The sequence below is a fragment of the Testudinibacter sp. TW-1 genome (assembly GCF_050613185.1).
Taxonomy (GTDB): Bacteria; Pseudomonadota; Gammaproteobacteria; order Enterobacterales; family Pasteurellaceae; genus Chelonobacter.
The window spans coordinates 2,132,962-2,157,672 of record NZ_CP192511.1 but is presented as its reverse complement, the minus strand read 5'-3'; the positions used below and the strand labels follow the sequence as shown (position 1 = coordinate 2,157,672).

General features: G+C 46.4%; 26 protein-coding genes. 11 read left to right on the top strand and 15 right to left on the bottom strand.

Features of this window, described 5'->3' with window-relative positions; all coding sequences use genetic code 11:
* The first annotated feature begins 22 nt into the window (after window positions 1-22).
* Both ACQ31U_RS10310 and nth read left to right on the top strand, forming a co-directional pair.
* A complete protein-coding gene (locus ACQ31U_RS10310) occupies window positions 23-688 on the top strand; it encodes an electron transport complex subunit E (RefSeq protein WP_431054327.1) in 666 nt (221 codons plus the stop codon).
* A gap of 8 nt (window positions 689-696) precedes the next feature.
* Entirely contained in the window at window positions 697-1,332 is a 636-nt protein-coding gene (nth, locus tag ACQ31U_RS10305; RefSeq protein ID WP_431051774.1) for an endonuclease III, read from the top strand.
* An 81-nt stretch (window positions 1,333-1,413) separates the two neighbouring features.
* On the opposite strand, the gene ACQ31U_RS10300 is transcribed toward nth, so the two are convergent.
* Genes ACQ31U_RS10300 through ACQ31U_RS10290 form a run of 3 tightly spaced genes read right to left on the bottom strand, consistent with a single transcriptional unit; the run spans window position 1,414 to window position 4,414 of the window.
* Window positions 1,414-2,061 (bottom strand): 3-keto-L-gulonate-6-phosphate decarboxylase UlaD, encoded by a 648-nt coding sequence (locus tag ACQ31U_RS10300; protein WP_431051772.1) that lies wholly within the window; start codon window positions 2,059-2,061, stop codon window positions 1,414-1,416.
* 33 nt (window positions 2,062-2,094) lie between these two features.
* Entirely contained in the window at window positions 2,095-2,568 is a 474-nt protein-coding gene (locus tag ACQ31U_RS10295) for a PTS sugar transporter subunit IIA (protein WP_431051770.1), read from the bottom strand.
* A 58-nt stretch (window positions 2,569-2,626) separates the two neighbouring features.
* Entirely contained in the window at window positions 2,627-4,414 is a 1,788-nt protein-coding gene (locus ACQ31U_RS10290; RefSeq protein WP_431051768.1) for a PTS ascorbate-specific subunit IIBC, read from the bottom strand.
* 355 nt (window positions 4,415-4,769) lie between these two features.
* On the opposite strand from ACQ31U_RS10290, the gene ulaR reads away from it, so the two are divergent.
* Complete coding sequence (ulaR, locus tag ACQ31U_RS10285) at window positions 4,770-5,528, top strand: HTH-type transcriptional regulator UlaR (protein ID WP_431051766.1); 759 nt, start codon at window positions 4,770-4,772, stop codon at window positions 5,526-5,528.
* 59 nt (window positions 5,529-5,587) lie between these two features.
* Window positions 5,588-6,655 carry an L-ascorbate 6-phosphate lactonase gene (gene ulaG, locus ACQ31U_RS10280; RefSeq protein WP_431051764.1) on the top strand — a complete coding sequence of 356 codons (1,068 nt, stop codon included), beginning with the start codon at window positions 5,588-5,590 and terminating at the stop codon, window positions 6,653-6,655.
* Between the two features lie 61 nt (window positions 6,656-6,716).
* Here the strand turns inward: ulaG and ACQ31U_RS10275 are convergent, their stop codons facing one another.
* The 10 genes from ACQ31U_RS10275 to yiaK all read right to left on the bottom strand — a co-directional run bounded on the left by ACQ31U_RS10275 (window position 6,717) and on the right by yiaK (window position 15,016).
* Window positions 6,717-7,025 (bottom strand): helix-turn-helix domain-containing protein, encoded by a 309-nt coding sequence (locus ACQ31U_RS10275; protein WP_431051762.1) that lies wholly within the window; start codon window positions 7,023-7,025, stop codon window positions 6,717-6,719.
* The gene (locus tag ACQ31U_RS10270) at window positions 7,026-7,385 is read right to left on the bottom strand and encodes a type II toxin-antitoxin system RelE/ParE family toxin (protein ID WP_431051760.1); all 360 of its coding nucleotides are present in this window, start codon (window positions 7,383-7,385) and stop codon (window positions 7,026-7,028) included.
* Between the two features lie 142 nt (window positions 7,386-7,527).
* On the bottom strand, window positions 7,528-8,223 hold the full coding sequence (gene araD, locus ACQ31U_RS10265; protein WP_431051758.1) for an L-ribulose-5-phosphate 4-epimerase: 696 nt from the start codon (window positions 8,221-8,223) through the stop codon (window positions 7,528-7,530).
* Window positions 8,217-9,077, bottom strand: coding sequence for an L-ribulose-5-phosphate 3-epimerase (locus tag ACQ31U_RS10260; protein ID WP_431051756.1), 861 nt, complete (start codon window positions 9,075-9,077; stop codon window positions 8,217-8,219). The genes araD and ACQ31U_RS10260 overlap by 7 nt, the downstream gene beginning before the upstream one ends.
* Before the next feature lie 50 nt (window positions 9,078-9,127).
* A complete protein-coding gene (locus tag ACQ31U_RS10255) occupies window positions 9,128-10,612 on the bottom strand; it encodes an FGGY-family carbohydrate kinase (protein ID WP_431051754.1) in 1,485 nt (494 codons plus the stop codon).
* Between the two features lie 136 nt (window positions 10,613-10,748).
* On the bottom strand, window positions 10,749-11,726 hold the full coding sequence (locus tag ACQ31U_RS10250) for a TRAP transporter substrate-binding protein (protein WP_431051752.1): 978 nt from the start codon (window positions 11,724-11,726) through the stop codon (window positions 10,749-10,751).
* Between the two features lie 28 nt (window positions 11,727-11,754).
* Window positions 11,755-13,035, bottom strand: coding sequence for a TRAP transporter large permease subunit (locus ACQ31U_RS10245; protein ID WP_431051750.1), 1,281 nt, complete (start codon window positions 13,033-13,035; stop codon window positions 11,755-11,757).
* Window positions 13,032-13,514, bottom strand: a complete 483-nt coding sequence (locus ACQ31U_RS10240; RefSeq protein ID WP_431051748.1) for a TRAP transporter small permease subunit — start codon at window positions 13,512-13,514, stop codon at window positions 13,032-13,034. The genes ACQ31U_RS10245 and ACQ31U_RS10240 overlap by 4 nt, the downstream gene beginning before the upstream one ends.
* Before the next feature lie 23 nt (window positions 13,515-13,537).
* A complete protein-coding gene (locus tag ACQ31U_RS10235) occupies window positions 13,538-14,002 on the bottom strand; it encodes a YhcH/YjgK/YiaL family protein (protein WP_431051746.1) in 465 nt (154 codons plus the stop codon).
* A gap of 15 nt (window positions 14,003-14,017) precedes the next feature.
* A complete protein-coding gene (gene yiaK, locus ACQ31U_RS10230; RefSeq protein ID WP_431051744.1) occupies window positions 14,018-15,016 on the bottom strand; it encodes a 3-dehydro-L-gulonate 2-dehydrogenase in 999 nt (332 codons plus the stop codon).
* A 228-nt stretch (window positions 15,017-15,244) separates the two neighbouring features.
* Between yiaK and ACQ31U_RS10225 the strand changes: the two genes are divergently transcribed.
* From ACQ31U_RS10225 to ACQ31U_RS10205, 5 genes are all read left to right on the top strand, one after another.
* Complete coding sequence (locus ACQ31U_RS10225) at window positions 15,245-16,051, top strand: IclR family transcriptional regulator (protein ID WP_431051742.1); 807 nt, start codon at window positions 15,245-15,247, stop codon at window positions 16,049-16,051.
* 219 nt (window positions 16,052-16,270) lie between these two features.
* Window positions 16,271-17,815 (top strand): sugar ABC transporter ATP-binding protein, encoded by a 1,545-nt coding sequence (locus ACQ31U_RS10220; protein ID WP_431051740.1) that lies wholly within the window; start codon window positions 16,271-16,273, stop codon window positions 17,813-17,815.
* An 11-nt stretch (window positions 17,816-17,826) separates the two neighbouring features.
* On the top strand, window positions 17,827-18,912 hold the full coding sequence (locus ACQ31U_RS10215; protein ID WP_431051738.1) for an ABC transporter permease: 1,086 nt from the start codon (window positions 17,827-17,829) through the stop codon (window positions 18,910-18,912).
* Between the two features lie 37 nt (window positions 18,913-18,949).
* On the top strand, window positions 18,950-20,053 hold the full coding sequence (locus tag ACQ31U_RS10210; protein WP_431054326.1) for an ABC transporter substrate-binding protein: 1,104 nt from the start codon (window positions 18,950-18,952) through the stop codon (window positions 20,051-20,053).
* 51 nt (window positions 20,054-20,104) lie between these two features.
* Entirely contained in the window at window positions 20,105-21,019 is a 915-nt protein-coding gene (locus tag ACQ31U_RS10205) for an SMP-30/gluconolactonase/LRE family protein (protein WP_431051736.1), read from the top strand.
* A gap of 262 nt (window positions 21,020-21,281) precedes the next feature.
* On the opposite strand, the gene ACQ31U_RS10200 is transcribed toward ACQ31U_RS10205, so the two are convergent.
* Window positions 21,282-21,896 (bottom strand): riboflavin synthase subunit alpha, encoded by a 615-nt coding sequence (locus ACQ31U_RS10200; protein ID WP_431051734.1) that lies wholly within the window; start codon window positions 21,894-21,896, stop codon window positions 21,282-21,284.
* Window positions 21,897-21,973: 77 nt separating this feature from the next.
* On the opposite strand from ACQ31U_RS10200, the gene ACQ31U_RS10195 reads away from it, so the two are divergent.
* Both ACQ31U_RS10195 and ACQ31U_RS10190 read left to right on the top strand, forming a co-directional pair.
* Window positions 21,974-23,371, top strand: coding sequence for an MATE family efflux transporter (locus tag ACQ31U_RS10195; RefSeq protein ID WP_431051732.1), 1,398 nt, complete (start codon window positions 21,974-21,976; stop codon window positions 23,369-23,371).
* Between the two features lie 11 nt (window positions 23,372-23,382).
* Window positions 23,383-24,423: a Gfo/Idh/MocA family oxidoreductase gene (locus ACQ31U_RS10190; protein WP_431051729.1), complete on the top strand. Its 1,041-nt coding sequence runs from the start codon at window positions 23,383-23,385 to the stop codon at window positions 24,421-24,423.
* Window positions 24,424-24,500: 77 nt separating this feature from the next.
* On the opposite strand, the gene iscX is transcribed toward ACQ31U_RS10190, so the two are convergent.
* Window positions 24,501-24,698 carry a Fe-S cluster assembly protein IscX gene (gene iscX / locus ACQ31U_RS10185; RefSeq protein ID WP_431051727.1) on the bottom strand — a complete coding sequence of 66 codons (198 nt, stop codon included), beginning with the start codon at window positions 24,696-24,698 and terminating at the stop codon, window positions 24,501-24,503.
* Window positions 24,699-24,711 lie beyond the last annotated feature (13 nt).

Genomic DNA, 24,711 nt, shown 5'->3' with positions numbered 1-24,711 from the left:
GCAAGTCGGTACAATCGACATTATGGAAATTGACACCGCGCCTCAAACCGCGGCAAACGATTGGCGCGGTATTTTTCGTCAAGGCTTATGGGACAATAACTCGACTTTAGTCCAGTTATTAGGCTTGTGCCCGCTGTTAGCGGTATCCAACAGCGTCACCTACGCCCTTGGTTTAGGGCTGGCGACCATGTTGGTGTTGATCTGCACCAACTCGATTGTGTCGCTCTTCCGCAGCGCAATTCCGCACGAAATCCGCATTCCGATTTACGTGATGATTATTGCCGCCACCGTCACCGCGGTGCAACTGCTGATGAACGCGTTTGTGTATGATCTGTATTTATCTTTGGGGATTTTTATTCCGCTGATCGTCACCAACTGTATCGTCATCGGACGCGCCGAAGCCTTTGCTTCCAAAAACGGCGTATTACCGTCATTATTCGACGGGTTTTCAATGGGTTTAGGCATGACTCTCAGTCTATTTATTTTGGGTGCAATGCGTGAAATACTCGGCAACGGCACGCTGTTTGACGGCTTGGATCAACTGTTCGGTCCGTGGGCAACATCACTACGGATTGAAATTCTGCATGTCGACACCAGCTTTTTACTGGCAATTTTGCCACCGGGCGCGTTTATCGGTTTGGGGCTGATATTGGCCGTCAAAAATATCATTGATCATAAAAAGGCATAAAGTGCGGTATGAATAAGCAAAAACGAATTGAAATTCTCACCCGCCTGCGTGACGCCGATCCGAAGCCGACCACCGAGCTGAATTTCAGCTCGCCGTTTGAGTTGTTGATCGCCGTCATTTTATCGGCGCAAGCCACCGATAAAGGCGTCAACAAAGCCACCGATAAACTGTTCCCCGTCGCCAACACACCGCAAGCGATTTGGGATCTGGGCGTGGACGGTTTGAAGGAATACATCAAAACCATCGGTTTATATAACAGCAAAGCGGAAAACGTGATTAAAACCTGTCGTTTACTGTTGGATAAACACCACGGCGATGTGCCGGAATCACGCGAAGCGTTGGAAGCCCTGCCCGGCGTCGGGCGCAAAACCGCCAACGTGGTGCTGAACACCGCTTTCGGCTGGCCGACGATTGCGGTCGATACCCATATTTTCCGCGTTTCCAACCGCACCAACTTCGCCCCCGGCAAAGACGTGGTCAAAGTGGAAGAAAAACTGCTCAAAGTCGTGCCGGACGAATTTAAAGTCGACGTTCATCACTGGCTTATCCTGCTCGGGCGCTACACCTGCGTCGCCAGAAAACCGCGCTGCGGCGCCTGTATTATCGAAGATTTGTGTGAGTTTAAAGATAAGACCGAGTATTGACCTTCCCCTTCAGCAAAGCAAAAGCCCGCTCGGTTTGACCGACACGGGCTTAATCTGTAACGTCTTCAGTGTAAATGCGAATCACCAATATTTTTCAATTTCGGCACGAATTGCTTCGGCGGTGGCTTTGCCTTTTTCACCGACCAAGGCACGTCCGGCAATAAAGGCTTTGGCATTTTGGATCGGCGCAAACAGGTGTACATCTTCCGCTACGATACCGCCGGTAATCGACAGTTGCAGACCTAAATCGGATAACTGTTTCATTTTCACCAAATCGGCTTCCGTCCAGCCCACGCCTGCCAACTCTGCGTCGCGCGAACGGTGGTAAATCGCTTGGTTGATACCTAAATCGACCCAGCTTTGCGCGTCTTCCAAGGTCCAGTTACCGTATAATTCGATTTGGATTTCACGTCCAAATTCGTCGGCGACTTTTTTACAGGCGCCGATGGTGGCGATGTGCGCGGCGGCAGATACCGTAATCCAGTCCGCACCGGCTTCGAACGCCATTTTGGCTAAAATCGCACCGCCGTCGGTGGTTTTCATATCACAAACCAAAATATGCTTCGGATGTGCTTTTCTCAAGGCACTCACTGCCGGCATTCCTTCGGCAAACGCCAAAATCGTGCCGATTTCGATAATATCGACATAACTTGCCACATTTTCCGCGGTTTCAAGTGCGGTTTCTAAATTTAACGAATCTAATGCGATTTGCAGTAATGGTTTAGTCATATATCCTCTCTTTTTCAATCATAAAATAATCAGTTAAGCTTTATTCAGTGCGTCGTCAATCACGCGGTAAATATCTTCTTTGCTATTACAAGCTTTTATTTTCGCCAAGTCAACGCCTGTTTCGCTTTCTTCGTCATCAAGCACTTGGGTGATTTCCATCAAGCCTTGCATATGCTGATCCGACGTGCTGCCGGCTAAGGTAATCAATATATCCACCGGTGTTTCTTCGCCTTCAAACACGATCGGTTCCGCCAAAGTCACCAACGCAAATGCCGTTTTATTCACGCCGTCCTCTGGTCTTGCGTGCGGCATTGCCAAACCCGGCGCAAGAATGATATAAGGACCTAATTCATTGATACTCTGTACGATTGCGTCATAATAACGCGGCTCAACCGCACCGGAAGCCACCAGCATATCGGTGCCGATTTTTATCGCTTCCCGCCAATTACCCGCGTGTTGGTTCAATTTGATCGAATTATTCTCAATCAGTGACTGTTTTAAATTCATCTCTTACTCTCCCTTCAGGCTTCCGGTAGTGAAAGCCACTACCGGAATCGGATTCTCATTAGTTTTTGCCGAAATGTTGCTGGATAATGGCAATCAATTCATCGCCAAACGAATTCGGATTCAGCATATTTTGCACTCCAAGGATAAACTTGCCTTCCGATACTTGCATTTCACCCGCCAAATGTTTCGAGGAAACGATAATGTCGGTGCTGCTTAACTTGGATTTATAATCGGAAATCGCGCAGGAATCCATAATATTCGGAATGCCTTTTTTATCCAGATAAGCGCCGATTTTCATTTTCATCATCATGGAGGAACCTTGCCCGTTGCCGCACACTGCCAACACCCGCACCGGTTTGATTTCACTCAACCTGTCGTCAACCGCACTTTCATCCTCATCTTCCATAATGGATTCATCCACACCGTAACCGTCCATTTGATCCAGCGTTTTGCCCGCGGCAGCGGCAGCGGCTTCATCGGCACGCAATTTTTTGGACGCATATGCCATATAGACCATGGCAGCAGCGATAATCGCAAAGAAGAACAAAGGAATGCTATTCAACCCTTGTAAGATCGGCGGGAATACCAATGCCCAGTCCGCCATGCCCATCCAGCCGTTAAAAGCGGTGCCGTTATCGGCAAAAATTTGAATCGCCCATGCCGACCCCAAGACTTCGATGATCCCCATCACGAAACAGATTTTCATCACCGACTTCCAACCGCCGAAATGGTTGGCAAATACCCCGATGGTCGCATTCGAGAAGAACATTGGAATAAAGCCCGGAATAATCATGATCGGCGAGCTGAACATCAACAAACCGATTACCGCCACAAACTGACCGATTGCGCCCCACATAAAGCCGAATACCATCGCATTCGGGGAATAAGCATAAATCGCGGCACAATCAATTGCCAACACCGCATTCGGAATAATCCGTTCGGAAACCCCTTTGAACGCTTCGGAAAGCTCGGCAACGAACATGCGCACCCCGGCAACGATCACTTGGATTGCCACGGCAAATTTCAACCCGGTTTCCAAAATATAAATCGTCCAGTGGGTCTTACCCGCCATTGCCTGTAGATTATCCAAGCCAAACGAAAGCAAAATAATGCCGAAGAATACGGTCATCACAATCGCGGTGGCAGAAATGCTGTCATGGAAGATATGCAGCCATTTCGGCAATTTCAAATTATCCACCGAATCATTTTTATCGCCCAATTTCGGGGCGATTTTGGTCGCAATCCACGAGGCGAATTGCTGTTGGTGTCCGATAGAAAAGCCGGCGCCGCCGGTCACGGCTTGTGTGGCTTTATACATGATATTCGATGAGATACTCCAATAAAGCGCCATCAAAATCGCCGTATAAATAATGGTTTCCCACATTGAGGCACCAATCACCAAATAGAATACGGCAACCAACCCCGCCTGTTGGAACATGATGTGCCCGGTGAGCATAATGGTGCGAATGCCGGTAAAACGGCGGAATACCACCAACAAAATATTCAGCGCCAATGCCAATAACACCGCATAACCGACCCAAGAGTAATCATCGCCCATGGTTTCCATGGTCGCCATCATACTGGTATAAGGATCAATCACCGAGCCGGTCAAATGATGATACTCGGATAATTTTTCAATCACCGGTTTGAAACCGCTAACCAAAGTAGAAGCACCGACTTGCACCAACATGAAACCAACAATGGTTTTGATGGTGCCTTTTAATACCGTCGTCGTATCTTTACGCAAAAGAATATAGCCGATACACGTTACCAAACCCAACAATAATGGGGCTTTTGTCATAACTTGGCTATAGAATATGTAAAATATGTTATATAGTGTTTCCATAATTCACTCCATAGAGGTGATAGGATTGTGAGCAAAAATGATAATATTTTTGTGTTTAAATCGATAAATACCGCACTTTGGTCATATATACGATTTCGGAACACATAATAGGTCATTTATTATGATTAAATGAAGATCATTTTTGATTTTATGTGAGCTAGATCTAAATTTTTTTAGTCCTTAACACATTTAAAAACACATGCAAGTTAAGTTCAAATTTATTTTTAATTTATAAATCAATTTGATACTAATAAATAATCAATATTTGAGTTGTTTTGATTAAAAAATCATTGATAATCATATGTGTGATTTGTTATATTAATAAAAAATCACACATAATCATTGTGAGGTTTTTATGACGGAATTAAAAAGACAAAATGCATTATTAGAGCTGTTGCAACAGCAAGGTTCAATCACAGTTACCGAAATTGTGAACACCTTTGGCATTTCACCGGCGACCGCTCGACGTGACATCACCAAATTAGATACACAGGGAAAACTGAAAAAAGTCCGTAATGGGGCATACCCGTGTGAAGAGAATAAAAATAATAACTGGTCGCCGTTGACTATTTATGAAACTGCGAATTATGACGAAAAAGCGCGCATTGCAAAACAGGCGGCAAAAATTTGCAAAAACGGCGACAGTATTGTGATTAATTGCGGTTCAACCGCATTTATGTTGGGACAAGAAATCTGCGGAAAATCCGTACAAGTGATAACAAACTATTTTCCGCTGTTAAATTATTTGATCGAACAACAACATGAAAATTTGGTCGTGCTGGGCGGTCAATATTACAAAGAGAGAAATCTGTTTTTAACTACGGATCAAAAAGCCGACACCTACTATGCGGGGCATTATATGTTCACCAGTGGCAGCGGTTTGAGTGAAGAAGGGCTATTTAAAGTCGATTTGCTTTCCGCCATGGTCGAGCAAAAAATGCTGAACCATGTCAATAAGGTGGTGGCTTTAGTCGATAGCTCGAAAGTCGGACAGCGAATAGGCACATTGTTCTCCCCGGCAGAAAATTTGGACATCGTTATTACCGGCAAAGATGCCGATCCAGCGATTATTTCGGCGCTGCGCAATAAAGGCGTTGAAGTGATTTTGGTGTAATCAATTCCGTGATAGCGAGTCATATCAACAGTTCGTTAATCTAAAAAAAGGTAACTATTATGAGCAAAGTTAATGAAATCACTCGCGAATCATGGATTTTAAGCACCTTTCCCGAATGGGGAACGTGGTTGAACGAGCAAATCGAACAGGAGCAAGTGCAAAAAGGCACATTTGCCATGTGGTGGTTGGGCTGTACCGGAATTTGGTTGAAAACCGCCGGCAATACCAATATTTCCGTCGATTTCTGGTGCGGCACCGGCAAACGCAGCGGCAAAAATCCCTTCATGAATAAGCAACACCAAATGATGCGGATGGGCGGCGTGCGTAATTTGCAGCCGAACTTGCGCACCTCGGTTTTCGTGTTGGATCCGTTTGCGATCAAAGAAATTGATGCGGTGATGGCAACCCATGATCACGCCGATCACATCGATCCGAATGTAGCCGCCGCGGTGTTGCAAAATTGCAGCGACAAAGTGAAATTTATCGGCCCTAAAGCCTGTGTCGATTTGTGGACAAAATGGGGCGTGCCTGCAGAGCGCTGTATCACCGCTAAAGTCGGCGATGTGATTGAGGTCGGCGATGTCAAAGTGCGGGTGTTGGACGCCTTTGACCGAACCGCACTTGTCACCCTGCCGCAAGGCGTCTCGTCAACAGATAAAAGCATTCTCGACAGCATGGACGAACGCGCCGTGAACTACTTGTTTGAAACCGACGGCGGCAACTTATATCACTCCGGCGACTCCCACTATTCTAACTATTACGCCAAACACGGCAACGACTATAAAATTGATGTGGCGTTAATGTCTTACGGTGAAAACCCGCGCGGCGTAACCGATAAAATGACTTCCTCCGATATTTTGCGTGCCGCCGAATGTTTGAATACCCAAGTAGTGATTCCGATTCACCACGATATTTGGTCAAATTTCCAAAGCGATCCGCGTGAAATCGAAGTGTTATGGAAGATGAAAAAGGATCGTTTGGGCTATCAATTCGCGCCGTTCTTCTGGCAAGTCGGCGGCAAATATACCTTCCCGACCGATAAAGCCAAAATGTACTTCCAACACTGGCGCGGTTTTGATGATATTTTTACTGACGAGCCGGAACTACCGTACCGCTCTTTCCTATAATATCGACAAAAAGTCAGGTGGGCTATCATAGTCCACCTTATTGATTTATTGAATGAAAAACTCAAATGCGGAAAATATGGCTATTCCCTGTCGGCATTTCGACCGCAAGGCTCAATTTCCCTCCCATCGTTTCAATATAGCGTTTCAAAGTTGATAATTTTAATTCATTGCCACGTTGCTCAATTTGCGTGATTGCAGGTTGAGAAATCCCTAAATTATCAGCCAGCACTTTCTGTGACAGTTGAAGCTCTTCACGCAACATTGCCAGTCCAGTTTCAAGAACCAGTTCCTCTGTCATTTCCTGAATGCGTTTTTGTGATTCAGGAGATTGTCTCGCAATCAATTCATCTAATGTCGTTAATTTGCTCATTTATTTCTCCAAAGTCATTAAATATGCTGCAAATTCATCATCTGCGATACGGATCATTTTTTCATAAAAACGTTTGTCGTTACTTTTATCGCCTGCACATAATACGATCGCCTGACGAAGTGGATCAAATGCAAAAAATGCGCGTAGTGGTTTACCTTGATGCTGAATTCGCAATTCTTTCATATTGGAATATCGTGATTCTTTCAAGGTATCCGCGTAGGGACGCGATAATTTATGTCCATAAGTCCGCAAGTTATTCAATGCGGATAACACCGATTCTCTTGTACTTTCATCTTGCTCACTCAACCAAATATCAAAACGCTCTGTGACGAGCACCTTCCACTTATTCACACTCCCCATCTAGCCTCTTTCCCCTTTATATGCACAAACCATTATATAAGCCGTAAATTATAAATTCAATTGATAGCGCATAAAAAATAACCGCACTTGCTTCAAAACAAAGTGCGGTCATGGTTAGATGTGAATTATCAATGCATGATTCTTACTGCCCGTAATAAGCATTTTTGCCGTGTTTACGCAGGTAATGCTTATCCAACAAGGTTTGCTGCATACTCTCCGCAGTTGGGTTCAGCTGATAAGTAAACAGATTCATATAGGCAATTTCTTCCAGCACCACGGCATTGTGCACCGCATTGTGCGGATCGCCGCCCCAAGCAAAAGGCCCGTGCGAATGAACCAACACCGCCGGAATATCTTTGGCTTTGATACCACGGGTCGCAAACGTCTCGACAATCACTTTCCCCGTTTCCAGCTCATATTCCCCTTGAATCTCTTCGTCGGTCATCAAACGGGTGCAAGGAATGGAACCGTAAAAATAGTCCGCATGAGTCGTGCCTAATGCCGCCAAATCATGCCCTGCCTGCGCCCAAGTGGTCGCATGGCGGGAATGGGTATGCACAATCCCGCCGATGTCCGGGAATTGACGGTATAATTCCAAATGGGTCGGGGTATCGGAAGACGGTTTTTTCCTGCCTTCAACCACTTCCCCGCTATGCAGATCAACCACCACCATATCGTCCGCCGTCATCACATCATATTCGACACCGGACGGTTTGATGACCACCAAGCCTTTTTCCCGATCAATACCGCTGACATTGCCCCAAGTAAATGTCACCAGTCCATATTTCGGCAAATCCAAATTCGCTTCAAAAACCTGTTGTTTCAATTTTTTTAACATACGAAATTCCCTTCTTTCATTTTAGTTTCAATCCAGCGGCGTGCGTTGATAATTTCCATAATCGGCTCGTCCGATTTTTCCGTCCACATTTCAATGAGGAAAGCGCCGCGATAATTCAAACGTCGCAAGGTTTCGAACACCTTGACAAAATCCACGCAACCTTCGCCGAACGGCACATCACGGAACTGCCCCTTGCAGGTGTCGGTTACGGCGTAAGTGTCTTTTAAGTGAATTGCGGCGATACGATCAATGCCCAACTCCAGCTCTTTCGTGACATCATTGCCCCAAGCGGACAGATTGCCGACGTCCGGATAAACCGTGAACCAAGGTGAGGCTAACAGTTGATCCCATTGTTTCCATTTGCTGATCGAATTCATAAACGGCGTGTCCATAATTTCGACCGCCAACATCACTTGCGCGCTCGCCGCTTTCTCTACCGCCCACTGCATGCCTTCGCTAAAACGTTGTAACGTGCCCTCGTCTTGCTCTTCGTAATACACATCATAGCCCGCCAACTGAATGGTGCGAATGCCGATATCACTCGCCAGTTGAATCGCTTTTTCCATTATCGCATAGGCTTCGGACCGCACTTTTTCATCGTGGCTGCCAAACGGGAAACGGCGGTGTCCGGATAAGCACATCGACGGAATGGTAATGCCGGTTTCTAAGATGGCTTGTACAATCTCCAGACGCTCCGCTTTGCTCCAATCCAAACGTGCCAGCCGCTCATCGCTTTCATCAATTGAAATCTCAACAAAATCAAACCCGCAGCTTTTGGCAATCGACAAGCGATCCTGCCAACTTAAATTTTTGGGCAAGGCTTTTTCATAGATACCCAATTTATGTTTTCTCATTCATTACCTCTTTTACTGTGAAAATCAAAATAAATCATAAAATATCAAATTCAATCATAACAATGATTATTAAAATGCTGCAGACTTTCAAGCAATAATTTATATTTTTTATATTTATTTTGATATTTATCATAGACTGTCGGATCAGGTTCAATCCGTTTCATTTGCGCGCTGACAACGTGTTGCGCTTGCTTGCTGTCGCTAAAGACCTGATTACCGACCATCGCCATCAATGCCGCCCCCAAACAGCCGGTCTCTTCAATTTGTGGAATTTCAATCGGCAAGCCGGTTAAATCCGCCAGCATTTGCATCCAGACCGGCGAACGCGCCGGACCGCCGGTTACTCGGATGATGGAGGTGTTGGGAAAACGCTGTAGCATTCGTTCCAAATGGTATGCCAAACTGAAAATAACCCCTTCATAAATCGCTTGCCATAAGTGATCTTGCGTATGCAGCGATTGCAGCCCGTAAAACCCGGCTTGCATGCCTAAACCGGCATTCGAACCATACAAAAACGGCACGAACAGCACGCTGCTTTGCGCTTTTGGCAAGGCGGCGACCGCTTGGTTAATGGCATTGTAATCATTGATATTCCACTGCTTGGTAAACCATTCCAAATTCGCCGCCGACGTCGGGCTGGCTTCATGTACAATAAACTCGCCTTGTTGCGCATGCCGTCCATAAACAAAAGGCAATGCTTGCGAATCATCAATATGATCGGTAATGCCGCTCACCACAGACCAAGTGCCGAGCACCGCATTCAGTTTGCTTTCATCGTCCAAACCGGCGCAAAGTGCGGTTGACACCACATCAAACAGCCCGCCGACCACCGCCGTGCCGGCTTTTAAGCCCGTCTGTTTTGCCGCTTGTTCGGTAATATAACCGGCAATTTGCGATGAACCGATTATCGGTGGCAATGCCGACATCATTTCTTCAATGCCCAACAACTCGGCTAAGTGCGGATCATACTCCCCTGTCTGCATATTATATAAATTGGATTCGGAAATATTGGTTTCTTCGCAGGCAATTTCGCCGGTCAGGCAGAAACGCAAATAATCGTGCGTCATCAACACGCTGCCGATTTGTGCGTAACGCTCAGGCTCATGTTCTTTTAACCAACGCAAAATCGAGACCGGATGTCCTGTCCACAAAGTTTGTCGGGTTAAAGGATATAAGGTTTGCGGAATCCCGTCCGCCTGCCACTGTTTCACAATCTCTAATGCACGTTGATCGGCAGAAATAATGCCGTAGCCTAGCGGTTGTTTTTGTTTGTCTAATAAATATAATCCTTTGCCTTGCGCGGATATGCCCACGCCTTTAATCGCTTCCGCCGCAATATTCGCCGCTTGAACCGCCCCGGCAATCACCTCGGCACAAGCTGCCCAAAGTGCGGTCAGATCACGCTCCGCCCAGCCCGGTTTCGCATTGATAATGGTTAAATTCTGGCGAAAATTGCCGTATTCTTTGCCTTTGCTATCATAAATCGCCGCTTTGATAAACGTGCCGCCGCAATCGATTCCCAACCAAAAATCCATATTTTTCCCTTACTGCTTAAATATTTAATAGACTAATATTCAATAGATTATTGTTTGAATCATCAAATTATTTCCAAATAATAACCCACTGTATAAAAAGCAGGCTATGTCGAAACATAACCTGCCGATAAACAGATTATTCCGCTAAGGCGTCAACTTGTTTGATCAAGGTGTCGCCATTGCGTTCAATGAAATATTGACGAACCGGCTGTTCTACAATATCACGGAACGGTTTGGTATCCACATGCTCAACAATTTCCATACCGGCTTTACGGAATTTATCCAGAATATCCGCTTCGTTGGCGGCATTCAACTCCCGCTGATAAGCCCCGGCTTCTTTCGCCGCCGCTAAGATCGCTTGCTGCACTTCCGGTGAGAACGCGTCGAATTTCTTCTTGTTCATCACTACCAATAGCGGCGTGTAACCATGATTGGTCAAACTCAAATGTTTTTGTACTTCGTACAGTTTGGTTGACCACACGATACCGATCGGGTGCTCTTGCGCGTCAACCGCACGGGTTTCAAGTGCGGTATAAAGCTCGGACAACGGCATTGGCACCGGATTAGCACCTAACAATTTAAACGCTTCAACGTACATCGGATTTTGGTTAGTCCGGATTTTTAAGCCTTTGACATCATCAGGCGTATTAACCGGGTGTTTCGAGTTGGTGATCGAACGGAAGCCGACTTCCCAGAATGCCAAGCCTTTCAGATCTTTTTCTTCCAACTCTTTCAATAAGCCTTGTCCGATTTCGCCGTCCAACACACGGTAGGCGTGCGCTTTGTCACGGAAAATAAACGGAATGTCGATCACATTCAAGTTGGAAACCAAGCCGCTGAAATTCGGCGAACCGGACATTTCGATATCGATTGTTCCGCCGCGCACAGCGCTGATCATGGTTTGCGCATTGCCTAAGGTGCTGTCCGGGAACAGCGATAATTTCAGTTCGCCTTTGGTTTTTTCTTTTAGTAACTCATCAAATTTTTTCGCCGCGGCATGTTGCGTATCGCTACGCGGCGCTTCATAGCCAAAACGTAATGAGGTCGCAGCTTGCGCTGTCATAGTCGCGGCAACCAGCGTCAAACCGGTTAAAAGTGCGGTTAATTTTTTCATATTGTTCTCCTAAAAGTGAAAGTAAGCGTTAAGGTTGTAACCAACTTAACGGGGTTAAAATTAATGCCGGGAAGAAAATAAAGACAAAGAGTAATGCCAGTAACATGAATAAGTACGGCAGAATACCTTTTGCGGCTTGATCAAACGGCAGTTTGGAAACGCCGGTGATCACATTCAATACGTTGCCAATCGGCGGCGTAATCAACCCGATTGAGGTATTTAAAATGAACAACACCCCAAAATAGACCGGATCAATTCCCGCTTCTTCCACCAACGGCATTAATACCGGGGTTAAAATCAGCACGGTCGGGGTCAAATCCATCACCATACCGATGACGAACACCGCCATCATAATCACAATCAGCAACAAAGTCGGCGAGTCGATTAACGGCTCTAACAGCTCGGTGATCATCTGTGGCAACTCGGCAACCGTGATCAGCCAGCCCGACACTTGCGCCGCCGCCACCAGTAACATTACCACCGCGGTGGTTTTTCCCGCCGCCAATAACACGCCGTACAATTGTGTGATTTTTAACTCACGGTAAATAAACATCGACACTAAAAGCGCATAAAATGCCGCCACTGCCCCGGCTTCAGTCGGGGTAAAAATGCCTAAGCGGAATCCGCCGATGATGATGACCGGCAGCAATAATGCCCACACGCTGTTTTTAAACGAAATGCACAATTCTTGCTTGGTCGCTTTAGAAAAAGTCATCAAATTCAACCGTTTTGACTGCCAAGCCCATAATGCGGCTAAACAAACCCCCATCAGAATTCCGGGGAAAATCCCAGCCATAAACAGTTTGGTGATGGAAACGCCACTGGCGACCCCGAAGATAATAAACGGAATTGACGGGGGAATAATCGGTGCGATAATCCCCGCCGCGCCGATTAAACCGGCGGAACGCTCGACCGGATAGCCGGTGGTTTTCATCATTGGGATTAACATTGCGGCAACCGCTGCGGTATCCGCCACCGCCGAACCGGACAAACTCGCCATAATCATCGCCGCGATAATCGCCACAAAGCCCAAGCCGCCGCGTTTATGCCCGACCAGTTTCATCGGCAAATCAATGATCCGTTTTGATAAACCGCCGACATTCATAATTTCACCGGCAAGAATAAAGAACGGAATTGCCAGTAATGAAAAACTATCGGCGCCACTCACCAAATTCTGCGCCAAAATTTGCGCGTCAAACAGATCCAAATGGAACATCAAGGCAACGGCACAAACAATCAAAGAGAACGCGACCGGAATACCCAATGCAATCGAGCCTAACAAAACACCGAGAAAAATAACAATCGTCATGATAATTCTCCTTGTTTAAGCTGGATTGCCGTGCTTGCCAAACGAACCAGCAACAAGACGCCAATCAGTGCACTCATAATCACACTCGCCAAAAAGTTTACCCCGGTCGGAATGCCGGAAATCGGCGCATAATTGCTCATGTTCAATTCCATTTGCGCATAACTGCCGATAAAAATCAGATAGCAGCAATACAACATGACGCCGTCGGTAAAAAGAGACAAAATCTTTCGTTTTAACGGAGAGAGTTTGTCGGGCAGAACCGTCACTCTCACATGCCCGTTTTCTTTAAACATCAAAATCGCCCCCAAAAACGTGACCCAAACAAACAGATAACGCGATAATTCTTCGGCAATGGTGATACTGGTATTACCCGCATATCTTAAAACAACGTTGGTAAAGACCATGCACGCCATGACCGCCAACATTGACACCACTAAAACTTCCAACACCTTACTGGTATAAGAAATAATTCGATTCATGCGAACCCCCAAATCTCATGTTGTTACAGTTCACCGACCGCAATTTTCACCACGACTTTACGGATCTTGCCGCTTTCGCCGTCAAGACACGCCGGACGGTGCACATCGCTTGGAAAAAATACGGCAAAATTGCCCGGGCGCATGATCAGTTCGGATTCATCGGCAACGCTTTGGTAAAATAAAATATCGCGTGCCGGATCATAAGCTTTTGCAATCGGGTTATTGCCCAAATCGATCGCCACGCCGATCCGTTCATAACCGGCATGCAGATATTGCACATCAAGATAATTGCGGTGAACTTCAGGCAGGATCGTCGATTTTGGTTGTGTTTCCAAATCCAGCACTTGTGCATAGATCAGATCGCCTTTGATCGGATAGCGCCCTGCCGCCAGTCGGTTGAAATCGGTATTTTTGAGGTATTCAAGTGCGGTTTGTACCGCACTTGGATAGTGTTTTGCCTCAAAATTAGAAAGATGACCGAAAAACATGCTGTTACCTCATGACTACAATGATTTCAATTTAGCCCAAACCGTATCGTCAACCGGAATGCCGTTGGCTTGGTTATCCGCCAGAATGGTGGTGAACTCATGTCCCGGCAAGCGCACTTCCACATTCGGATCGGCACGTTCCGCCGTTTTGACATAATCCATAATCCGTTGCAGTTTTTCATCTTTGGTTTTGCCGTCGATCAAACGATCAATTTCAATCGCAATAAACACCTGAGAAACACAGTATTCATCATCTTTTTCTTCGGTGACTTCCGCAACCGACAACCCGTTCGACAATAAGGTGGCGATCATATCCAACACAATCGATAAACCGGAGCCTTTCCAATAGCCCATTGGCAATAGGCGGCGGTTTTTCTCGACTGTCGCCGGATCTTTGGTCAAATTGCCGTCATCATCAAAGCCGGCATCAACAAAGGTTTGGCGACCCGCAAGACGATTGACTTCCAACATGCCGTAGGAATACATCGAGCAAGACATATCCACCATGGTGATCGGGTTGCTTGGAATGGCGATAATCAACGGATTCGTTCCGATACGACACTCTTTCGCGCCCCACGGCGGCATCACCGCCAATGCATTGGTCCAACAAATGCCGATATAGCCTTTTTCCGCCGCTTGCCAGCCGTAGCCGCCGCCGCGCATCCAGTGATTGGCGTTTTTCAATGCGACCACCCCAATCCCGTGCTGATCCGCCAATACCATTGCGCGATCCATCATGTCTTTTGCGGTGAGGTTACCGATTGCTTGGTGGGCGTCCCATTGTTCAATTGCGCCCAATGACAACACCTTGCTCGGCACTGCCGTCGGATCGATATCGCCATTTTCCAGTTGTTGGATAAAGCGCGGGAAACGGTTTACCCCGTGAGAATACGCCCCCGCTTGCGTGGTATCGGCAAACAATGCCGCGCACGACTCCGCCGTTTCTTCAACCACTCCGCGCGCCAACAGGACACGTTTGAATTCTTGTTTTAAGTCGTTATAACTTACTCGCATGTTAAACCTCTTTGCCATTTAAATTTCATATTGTGAAATGATATTTCACATATTGTATTATTTTAAAAAATTAAGCAAATTTAATTCCAAATAAATTTATTTATAAATCAATATGTTAAAAATAATTCCCAATATTGTGATCCTTATCTCATTTTCAAAAGATAAGGCATTGCGTTACGCAAGCATAAAGGGGAATAATGGCGTTACACACCAATAAAGGCTAACAATATGATTAAGAATACTGAAAAAGAAGAAAAAAGAGGCGGCAGCAATCAAAGTTTGATTCGAGGACTGTCATTGCTCGAAATCTTGAGTAATTTCCCCAACGGCTGCCCTTTAGCGAAGCTATCCGAAATCTCAGGATTGAATAAAAGCACCACGCACCGAATGCTGCAAAGTCTGCAAGCCTGCGGATATGTCAAACCGACCAATACCATGGGAACCTACCGCTTGACCACGAAATGTTTGGCTATCGGGCAAAAAACACTCGCCTCCATGAATATTATCAATATCGCCTCTCCGTTTTTAGAGCAACTGAATCTGGACACCGAAGAAACGGTCAATTTTTCAATGCGTGAAAACGGACACGCCATTATGATCTACAAATTAGAACCGACCAGCGGCATGATGCGCACCCGTTCTTATATCGGGCAACACCTGCAACTTTATTGCTCTGCCATGGGAAAAATCTTTATGGCATATGATCAAGCCGACTATCTGCCGCGTTATTGGCGCAGCAACCAAAAAAACATTCAACAGTTAACCTGCAACACCATCACTACTTTGCAAGGCATGGAACAAGAACTGGCACAAATCCGCCAACACGGCTATGCCATGGATGCGGAAGAAAACGAATTGGGCGTCAGCTGTATCGCCTGCCCGATTTTTGATGTCCACGGCAAAGTGATTTATTCGGTTTCGATTTCACTTTCAACCGCACGATTAAATCAATTGGGCAAAAATACGCTGCTAACTTCTCTCAAACATACCGCCAATACGATCTCTCTTGAGCTTGGCTCGACTCGACAAATTTGATCCGAATGCGGAATTTTTTCCGCATAATCAACTTATTACGCATTAAACAAATTCCATTCGGTAAGATCACACCGGCGATGTCAATTTATATAAGCTTGACCGTGCTCACAAAACAGAAATTTTACAATTTCAAATATCAAAATATTATTTCATAATGTGAAAAATATCGAACAAGACATAGACCGGTTTTTCCTATTTATTTTCTAAAAAGGAACTTTTATGCCTGACAACTCTCCTAAAAATCCCATTCTCAGTATGCAGCATATCATCAAGCGTTTTGGCGGTAATATTGCCGTCAACGATGTCAGTCTTGATATTTATCCCGGGGAAATCGTTGCCTTGCTCGGTGAAAACGGCGCGGGAAAATCAACACTGATTAAAATATTAGCCGGTATTTATCCCTATGATAACGGGAAGATCCTCTTTGAAGGCAAGCCGATTCATTCCGCCCTCTCCCTCAAAACCGATACCCAACAACCTATCTCCTTCATCCACCAAGATCTCGGATTAATCGAATGGATGACGGTCGCCGAAAATATGGCTTTCGTGATGGGGTTTCCAAAACGCTTTAACATGGTGAATTGGCGCAAAGTGCGGTCACAGGCGGAACAAGCGCTGAAATCCGTCGGGATTCGGCTCGATCCGGACACACGTGTTTTTGATCTGTCGCGCACAGAAAAAGCCTTACTGGCAATTGCCCGGGCAATTGCGGTGAATGCCAAAATTCTGATTTTAGACGAACCGACCGCGTCTCTGCCCGCCAGTGACGTAAAACATCTGTTTTCGGTATTACAAACCCTGAAAGAAAAAGGGGTTGGCATGATTTACGTCACCCACCGCTTAGATGAAGTCATCGAGATTTCCGACCGTATTTATGTTATGCGTGACGGTTTTCCGGTGGCTGAAGGGGCAACCCGAAACTATTCGGTAAAAGAATTGGTGAAAGTGATCGTCGGCGAAGAAACGCGCCACCATCAGCGTATGCCGTTACCGCTGCATAGTGAAGAAGTGCTCAAACTCACGGATGTGACTGTCGGTGACACCGGACCGGTTTCCTTCGCGTTGCATAAAGGCGAAATGATCGCGCTTGCCGGTTTACGCGGTGCCGGACAAGAAGAGATCGGACGGTTATTATTCGGATTACGCGACTTGGAACAAGGCAATATTCGATTGCTTAACCAAAACTATACGCCGCACTCGCCAAAAGACGCTATTCAACATGGTATTTCCTTGGTAGCGGGGGATCGCCCCCATGAAAGTTTGGTGATGTCGATGACGACAACCGAAAATTTATTTATTAATCCCATTATTACCCAAAAAACCGCACTTCGCTGGTACGATCGGGCGGAAGAGTTAAAACAAAGTTGGTTTAAATTCCAACAGTTTGATATCCGACCGAAAAATATGTTTATTGAAGTCAGCGCATTATCCGGCGGCAACCAACAAAAAATTGTGATGGCGCGTTGGCTGCATCTCAATACGCCAATCTTGATTCTGGAGGATCCGACCGCCGGTGTCGATGTCGGCGCCCGCGCCGAAATTTATGACGTGCTCAATAAAGCCTTGGCACAAGGGGTTGCGGTGATTGTGATTTCTACCGATTTCGAAGAGATCGCACACCTTTGTAACCGTGCAATCGTTTTCAACCGCGGCAGCGTGGTCGGTGAACTGCTCAATGAAGACATTACCTTTTCGAATTTATTGCAGCTTTCTTCTGCAACGCCAACCTCTTTTTCATCATCTTCCGTTCATTCAGCGATATAAGGATATTTATTATGGCGCAAACTTCAGTTAAATCAACCGCTCTTGAGCAAGCGGTCTCCTTACGTCAAGACGGTTTCACGGCGTGGTTTTCGCAGCAAGCAACCCGTTACGGGTTATTATGGTTATGTATTTTGTTGGTCATTATTTTTTCACTCGCCACACCGACCTTTGCCTCAATGTTAACGCTGAATGCGATTTTAGAAACCAAATCGAAAATCGCCCTGCTTGCCCTTGCCGCCACAATTACCATGATTGTCGGCAAAATCGACTTAAACGTCGGTTTCGGGATTGTGCTTTGGCATATTTTAGCCATCAGTTTGCAGGTGCAATTTGGTTTCTCTTGGCAAATGGCGGTCATCACCGTCCTGATTATCGCCGCACTTTATGGATTATTAAACGGTATTTTAGTGGCACTTGCCGACATTGACAGCTTTGTTGCCACCCTCGGTTCTGGAACCGTGCTGTACGCGGTTGCGTTGTGGCATTCCGGCGGTCGCCAAATCGTCGGCGATCTGCCCGAGGCGTTTTATGAGTTGAACAGTTTCGAGCTGTTCGGCATTCCTATTTCCGCGCTCTATATGTTGATTGTTGCCATTGTACTTTGGCTCATCACCGAACATACCGCAGTGGGCCGTTGTATGTATGCCGTGGGAGGAAACCCGGCCGCCGCCCGTTTAAACGGGATCTCAATCAAAAAATACACCATTGTCGCCTTTATCGCCTCCAGCACATTAACCGGTTTCACCGGGGTATTGATCGCCGCGCAACAAGGCGTCGGTCAAGCCAGTGTCGGCATGGATTATCTTTTACCGGCGTTGGTCGGCGCATTTTTAGGCAGCACCACCATTCGTCCCGGGCGTGTCAATGTGTGGGGCACCGTGGTCGGAATCGCAATTCTGGCTATCGGAATCTCAGGAATCCAACAATTCGGTGGCGCCTTCTGGGTTGAACCGTTATTTAACGGAGCGACGCTGTTACTCTCCATCACGATCGCCGGATATGCCCAACGCAAACGCTTACTCAACCAAAAATTAATTCAGAAAAAAGCCGATGTGGAAAAACCGTCTCAACCAGCCGATAAACACTCTATCCAATAACTACGAGGAAAACGTTATGAAAACTCTTTTTCAAAAAATGCTGATTGCCACCCTTGCCGGCGGCTTGCTTACCGTCAGTCAATTTGCCAGTGCCTCTGCAACAAAAGACGCTTTCGTTACTCAGGCGAAACAAATTGTAGAAGCTGCGACAGCGCCGCAAACACAGTGGGACGGCCCGACAACCGGTCCGGCATTACAAAAAGACAAACGTGTCATCTTTATCGCTTCCGATATGAAGAACGGCGGTGTGCTTGGCGTACTGGACGGTATGAAAGAAGCCGCTGATGTTGCAGGTTGGTCGCTTGATGTGTTGGATGGCGCCGGTTCGGTTAATAATCAATTAGCTTCGTTAAATCAAGCCATTGCCAAAAAACCAGACGCAATTGTTATCGGCGGCTGGAATCCGAATGTCGCCCGCAATCCGTTGAAAAAAGCCAATGAGCAAAATATTACCTTAATTGCATGGCATGCCACCCCACAACCGGGTCCGATTGAGAAATATAACATCTTTTATAATGTGACTTCCGATTCTGATGAAATTGCACGCCTCTCGGCATTGCTTGCCGTGGCGAAATCAGACGGTAAAGCACAAGCCGTGATCTTAACTGATTCCCTCTATGAAATTGCATTGCGCAAGGCCAATGTCATGAAAGAGACTATCGAACAATGTAAAGAATGCAAGGTATTGGAATTTATCGATACGCCGCTTGCCGATACCTCAAGCCGTATGCCGGGGCTAACCTTCAGTACCTTGCAAAAATACCAAGATAATTTCCAATACACCTTGGCGATCAACGATCTCTATTTTGACTTTATGACGCCATCACTCCGCACGGCCGGCATTAAAGGTGACGCCGCACCTTATAACATTTCCGCCGGCGATGGTTCGGTTACCGCCTATCAACGAATCCGTGCCGGAGAGCACCAAATTGCAACAGTGCCCGAACCATTGAATCTGCATGGCTGGCAGTTAGTTGATGAATTGAACCGCGCCTTCTCCGGTGAGAAACCATCTAACTATGTCACGCCGGTACATTTGGTCACTAAAGACAATATTGCCTACGATGGCGGCGATAAAAATATGTATGACCCGCAAAACGGCTATCAAAATGCCTATAAAAAAATCTGGGGCATTAACTAAATCAAATCGGGGGAGGAATACTCTCCCTATTTAATCTAGTAGGTAGGTATTATGAATATTGAAGTTTATGATTCCCGATTTTCTGACTTGTTCGATCGGCAAACACAAATCGATTGCCTGTTCTCTGAGGCGACTTGGGCGGAAGGGCCGGTTTGGCTGCCGCATGAAAATAGTGTTGTTTTCAGTGACGTTAAGGGCAACCGAATGTTCAAATGGTCGGAAACAGAAGGAACGTCGGTTTTCCGTGCACCGTCCGATTTCGCCAATGGCAACGCGTTATTGCCTGACGGTTCGCTGATCACCTGCCAACACGGCGCCAGGGGAATCAGCCACACCGATCAACAGGGTAATGTCAGCATGCTGGTTGATCGCTATGATGGGCGGCACTTTAATTCACCGAATGATCTGGTGGTAAAATCCGACGGCACGGTTTGGTTTACCGATCCGCCATACGGTATTCTCAGTAATAATGAGGGATATCAGGCGGCAAGTGAAATCATCGGCTGCTATGTCTATTGCTATGATCCTACAGATCAAAAAGTGCGGTTAGCCAGCTTCAATACCATGCGCCCTAACGGACTCTTCTTCTCTCCCGATGAAAAAATTTTGTATGTTGCCGATATGTCGGCTGTCGAATTCCAAGACGGTTTACATCATCTGGTCGCGTTTGATGTCGATGGTATGCGCTTACACAATCGCCGCACGATCTGTGAAATTACGCCCGGCATTCCCGACGGTTTTTGTGTTGATGAAAGCGGCTTGATTTATTGCAGCTGCGATGACGGAATTTTGATTATCACGCCTGATGGTAAAATCATTGCCAAAATTACGCTTAACAAAACCGTATCCAATTGCACCTTAGGCGGAAAAGCGCAAAACGAGTTGTTTATCACCGCCAGTAACGGTTTGTATCGGGTAAAAGTCAATACAAAAGGATTTCAATACAACGCATTTTACGCAGACTAGGCGCATAAAAGAAGCACATAGCTGCGCTTGAGATTGCTGACAAACTGACTTCTCTCCCTCCGCATGCGGAGGGAGTACCGTTTTTCGCAAGAAAAATGGGGAGAGAGGGGGAATATGAAAATGCAACATATTCAGTTTTAACATTCTTTATGCCTCCCTCCGTCCTTCGGACACCTCCCTCCGTATACGGAGGGAGGGAAATGATTCGAGCAAGAGACTTTGTCATCAGCCTGGAGCGCATAGCTGCGCTTTTTTATCTGACTTACAACCCTCTTTCCCCCAAATACCGCTCCACCGTATCCACCAACGCTTGGGTTTGCGAGTCGATTTCAAGATTGACTTTACCGCCGATTTTTTTCTGCCCGATAATCGTGCGTTGCAAGGTTTCCGGAATCAAATTCACACAAAAACGCCCGTTTTCGACTGCCCCAATGGTTAAGCTGATACCATCAATCGCAATATAGCCTTTGGTGAGAATATATTTGATCAAGTGCGGTTGCAGCAGACTGAACCAGATTTGACAGTTATTTTCCGTTTCAATAATCTCGTCGATCAGCGCCATGCTGTAAACATGCCCCGACAACAGGTGTCCGCCGATTTCGTCACTCATTTTCATTGCGCGTTCGACATTGATTTCGTCACCGACCTGTAATTCTCCCAGATTGGTAATGCGCAGCGTTTCTTGCATTAAATCAAAGCTCAGCAAATCCCCGTTAATTTCGGTCACGGTCAAACACACACCGTTATGCGCAATCGACGCGCCCGGTTTCAGATCATCCAACAAATCCGGCGGCATTCTGATAACATGGGTTTTAAAATCTTTTTTTGCTTCGATCGATTCAATTCGGGCTTTACCCTGTATAATGCCGGTAAACATAATCTTTTCCTCATAATGTTTATTTTTATCGGCACAGATTATAGCTCTTTTCTTTCCAATTAAGCAGAAATATCTTTATGTTCAAATTTATCACTGATCCGCAGCACCGCTTAGAAATGCGCCAATTAATCAAAATTGCCGCACCGATTTTGGTCGCACAAATCGCGCAAAGTTCGATGGGCATGATTGATGCGATTATGGCGGGTCGTGTCAGTGCGGCGGACATGGCGGCAATTTCGATTGGCGCGTCGATTTGGTTTCCGTTAGTCTTGTTCGGGCAAGGCTTGCTACTCGCACTGCCGCCGACAATCGCTTATCTCAATGGCTCGGGACAACGCAAACGGATTGCGCACCAAGTGCGGCAAGGGATTTGGATTGTGTTGCTGATCACAATACCGCTCTTTGCCTTGATTTATAACAGCCATTTCATTGTCAATTTTATGGGCATGGAGCAGCGGCTCGCCGACATTGCCAGCCAGTATCTGCAAGCAATGGCGTTTGGGATCTTGCCTTATTTATTGATGATCAACTTTCGCGGCTTGAATGATGGCTTGGCAAAAACCAAACCGGCAATGGTGATCGGCTTTATCGGTTTATTGCTGAATATTCCGCTGAATTATATCTTTATTTACGGTAAATTCGGTATTCCGGCATTCGGTGCGGTCGGTTGTGGCATTGCTACGGCAATCGTGAATTGGCTGATGATGGTGATGATTTTGATCTACTGTTATCGCGCTAAAAACCAACGCGATCTGCGCCTGTTTCCCAAATTATTTGAAAAACCCGATTGGAATACCCAACGCAAACTGCTCAATCTCGGCGTGCCGATTGCCTTGACCCTATGCGCCGAAGTCACGCTGTTTACCATTGTGTCGCTGCTGATTTCACCATTGGGCGCAAATGTGGTTGCCAGCCACCAAATCACCTTACAGACCAGCTCGTTTATCTTTATGTTGCCGCTCTCGATTTCCATGGCAACCACGATTTTGGTCGGACAACGTTTGGGCGAACAAAATATCGAGGGCGCAAAACAAGTCAGCTTTAGTGCGCTGGGCTTAGGTTTGGTTGTGGCAATGATAACCGCCATTCTCACGTTACTGTTCCGCACGCAAATCGCACAAATTTTTGTTACTGATCAGCAAGTTATTGCCATGGCGTCATTCCTCTTATTGTTTGCCGCAGCTTACCAAATTCCGGACAGTATTCAAGTCATTGCCGGCGGTGCGCTGCGCGCCTATAAAGACACCAAGGCGATTTTAATTATTTCGCTACTATGCTACTGGATGATTGGTATGCCGGTGGGTTATATCACCGGTCTCACCGATTGGATCGTGCCGGCGCTGGCGGCGGAAGGGTTCTGGATCGGCTTCGTGCTGAGCCTGACCTTTGCATCGGTTTTTCTCCTGCTGCGTTTGCGTAAAATTCAGCGCATTCCGACGGCAGATTTATTACAACATTTAGAACGGATTAAATAACGAGGTGAAAAATGACTAAGGTGATTAATGTCGGTATCGCCGGTTTTGGCATGTCGGCGCAGGTGTTCCATGTGCCGTTTTTATTAATCGATCCGCACTTTCAGATCAAAAAAGTGTTTGAGCGCAGCGGCGAAAAATCCAAGCAAAAAATCCCGGATGTGGACGTGGTACATCAATTTTCCGAGCTGCTGAGTGACGAGATTGATTTGATTGTGATCTGCACCCCGAACTTAACCCACTACGACTTTGCCAAACAAGCGATTGCCGCCGGCAAACACGTGGTATTGGAAAAGCCGATTGCGGTAACCGCATTTGAAGCGGCGGAACTGGATCAACTGGCACAACAGCAAGGCGTGATCCTTTCACCTTATCAAAATCGCCGTTGGGACAGCGGCTTTTTGGCGGTGAAAAAGATTATTGATAACCGGCTCATCGGCGATATTGTTGATTATCAAGTGCGGTTCGACCGCTACAGCGCGAATAAAAATCCGAAGGTTTGGAAAGAAACCGGTGAAAAAGGCGTCGGCTTGGTATATGACTTAGGCGTCCATCTAGTCGATCATGCCGTGGATCTGTTAGGTATGCCGCAAGCCCTGTTTGCCGATATTCGCTACCAACATGAAAACGCGCTAAGCGATGATAATTTTCAAATCTACCTATATTATCCCAATCTGAAGGTAGAACTCGGCGCCACAAAATATGCGCGCGAGAAAGGTCCGCATATTGCGTTACATGGGCGGAACGGCTCTTATCTAAAATATGTCGCCGATATCCAAGAATCGCAATTAGCACAGGGGATTTTGCCCGTTGGCAACTGGAACGTGGAAAATGAAAGCCAATGGGGAACGCTCAATACCGAGCTTAACGGCGTGCATTTCCAAGGCAAAATCGAATCCCCGGCGGCAAGTTATGCCGCTTATTACGACAACATTTATGCCGCGATCACCACAAACGAACCGTTGGTTGTAACCGCGGAACAAGCACGAAACGTATTAATGTTATTAGAAAAATGCTTTGAAAGTGCGAAAATGCGCAAAGTGGTTGAAATATAAAACAACTAAAAAAGTGCGGTAGCCGGTCCTTTCATTAAACCGTCCAACTACCGCACTTCATTCTTCCGAAATCCCGCTTAATCCTCAAATTCATCCAGCCAATGCAATAAAATCGCTTCCAGAATTTTTTCATTTGATTTTTGCGGGTCGTCGTCGAAACCGTGCAGATTGCAAATCCAAGCGTGCATATCGGTGAAACGGACGGTTTTAGGATCGACATCAGGATAGCGATCGTATAACGCCCAAGCGATTTGTTGCGAATCTTGCCACTTCATATGCTTATTCCTC

Coding starts and splice junctions, on each gene's coding strand:
- ACQ31U_RS10225 (WP_431051742.1), top strand. CDS start 15,245: ATGATTAAGAATACTGAAAAAGAAGAAAAAAGAGGCGGCAGCAATCAA.
- ulaG (WP_431051764.1), top strand. CDS start 5,588: ATGAGCAAAGTTAATGAAATCACTCGCGAATCATGGATTTTAAGCACC.
- ACQ31U_RS10300 (WP_431051772.1), bottom strand. CDS start 2,061: ATGACTAAACCATTACTGCAAATCGCATTAGATTCGTTAAATTTAGAA.
- ACQ31U_RS10260 (WP_431051756.1), bottom strand. CDS start 9,077: ATGAGAAAACATAAATTGGGTATCTATGAAAAAGCCTTGCCCAAAAAT.
- ulaR (WP_431051766.1), top strand. CDS start 4,770: ATGACGGAATTAAAAAGACAAAATGCATTATTAGAGCTGTTGCAACAG.
- ACQ31U_RS10250 (WP_431051752.1), bottom strand. CDS start 11,726: ATGAAAAAATTAACCGCACTTTTAACCGGTTTGACGCTGGTTGCCGCG.
- ACQ31U_RS10245 (WP_431051750.1), bottom strand. CDS start 13,035: ATGACGATTGTTATTTTTCTCGGTGTTTTGTTAGGCTCGATTGCATTG.
- ACQ31U_RS10240 (WP_431051748.1), bottom strand. CDS start 13,514: ATGAATCGAATTATTTCTTATACCAGTAAGGTGTTGGAAGTTTTAGTG.
- ACQ31U_RS10200 (WP_431051734.1), bottom strand. CDS start 21,896: ATGTTTACCGGCATTATACAGGGTAAAGCCCGAATTGAATCGATCGAA.
- yiaK (WP_431051744.1), bottom strand. CDS start 15,016: ATGCGAGTAAGTTATAACGACTTAAAACAAGAATTCAAACGTGTCCTG.
- nth (WP_431051774.1), top strand. CDS start 697: ATGAATAAGCAAAAACGAATTGAAATTCTCACCCGCCTGCGTGACGCC.
- ACQ31U_RS10220 (WP_431051740.1), top strand. CDS start 16,271: ATGCCTGACAACTCTCCTAAAAATCCCATTCTCAGTATGCAGCATATC.
- ACQ31U_RS10210 (WP_431054326.1), top strand. CDS start 18,950: ATGCTGATTGCCACCCTTGCCGGCGGCTTGCTTACCGTCAGTCAATTT.
- ACQ31U_RS10255 (WP_431051754.1), bottom strand. CDS start 10,612: ATGGATTTTTGGTTGGGAATCGATTGCGGCGGCACGTTTATCAAAGCG.
- ACQ31U_RS10295 (WP_431051770.1), bottom strand. CDS start 2,568: ATGAATTTAAAACAGTCACTGATTGAGAATAATTCGATCAAATTGAAC.
- ACQ31U_RS10195 (WP_431051732.1), top strand. CDS start 21,974: ATGTTCAAATTTATCACTGATCCGCAGCACCGCTTAGAAATGCGCCAA.
- ACQ31U_RS10190 (WP_431051729.1), top strand. CDS start 23,383: ATGACTAAGGTGATTAATGTCGGTATCGCCGGTTTTGGCATGTCGGCG.
- araD (WP_431051758.1), bottom strand. CDS start 8,223: ATGTTAAAAAAATTGAAACAACAGGTTTTTGAAGCGAATTTGGATTTG.
- ACQ31U_RS10275 (WP_431051762.1), bottom strand. CDS start 7,025: ATGAGCAAATTAACGACATTAGATGAATTGATTGCGAGACAATCTCCT.
- ACQ31U_RS10290 (WP_431051768.1), bottom strand. CDS start 4,414: ATGGAAACACTATATAACATATTTTACATATTCTATAGCCAAGTTATG.
- ACQ31U_RS10205 (WP_431051736.1), top strand. CDS start 20,105: ATGAATATTGAAGTTTATGATTCCCGATTTTCTGACTTGTTCGATCGG.
- ACQ31U_RS10235 (WP_431051746.1), bottom strand. CDS start 14,002: ATGTTTTTCGGTCATCTTTCTAATTTTGAGGCAAAACACTATCCAAGT.
- ACQ31U_RS10310 (WP_431054327.1), top strand. CDS start 23: ATGGAAATTGACACCGCGCCTCAAACCGCGGCAAACGATTGGCGCGGT.
- ACQ31U_RS10270 (WP_431051760.1), bottom strand. CDS start 7,385: ATGGGGAGTGTGAATAAGTGGAAGGTGCTCGTCACAGAGCGTTTTGAT.
- ACQ31U_RS10215 (WP_431051738.1), top strand. CDS start 17,827: ATGGCGCAAACTTCAGTTAAATCAACCGCTCTTGAGCAAGCGGTCTCC.
- iscX (WP_431051727.1), bottom strand. CDS start 24,698: ATGAAGTGGCAAGATTCGCAACAAATCGCTTGGGCGTTATACGATCGC.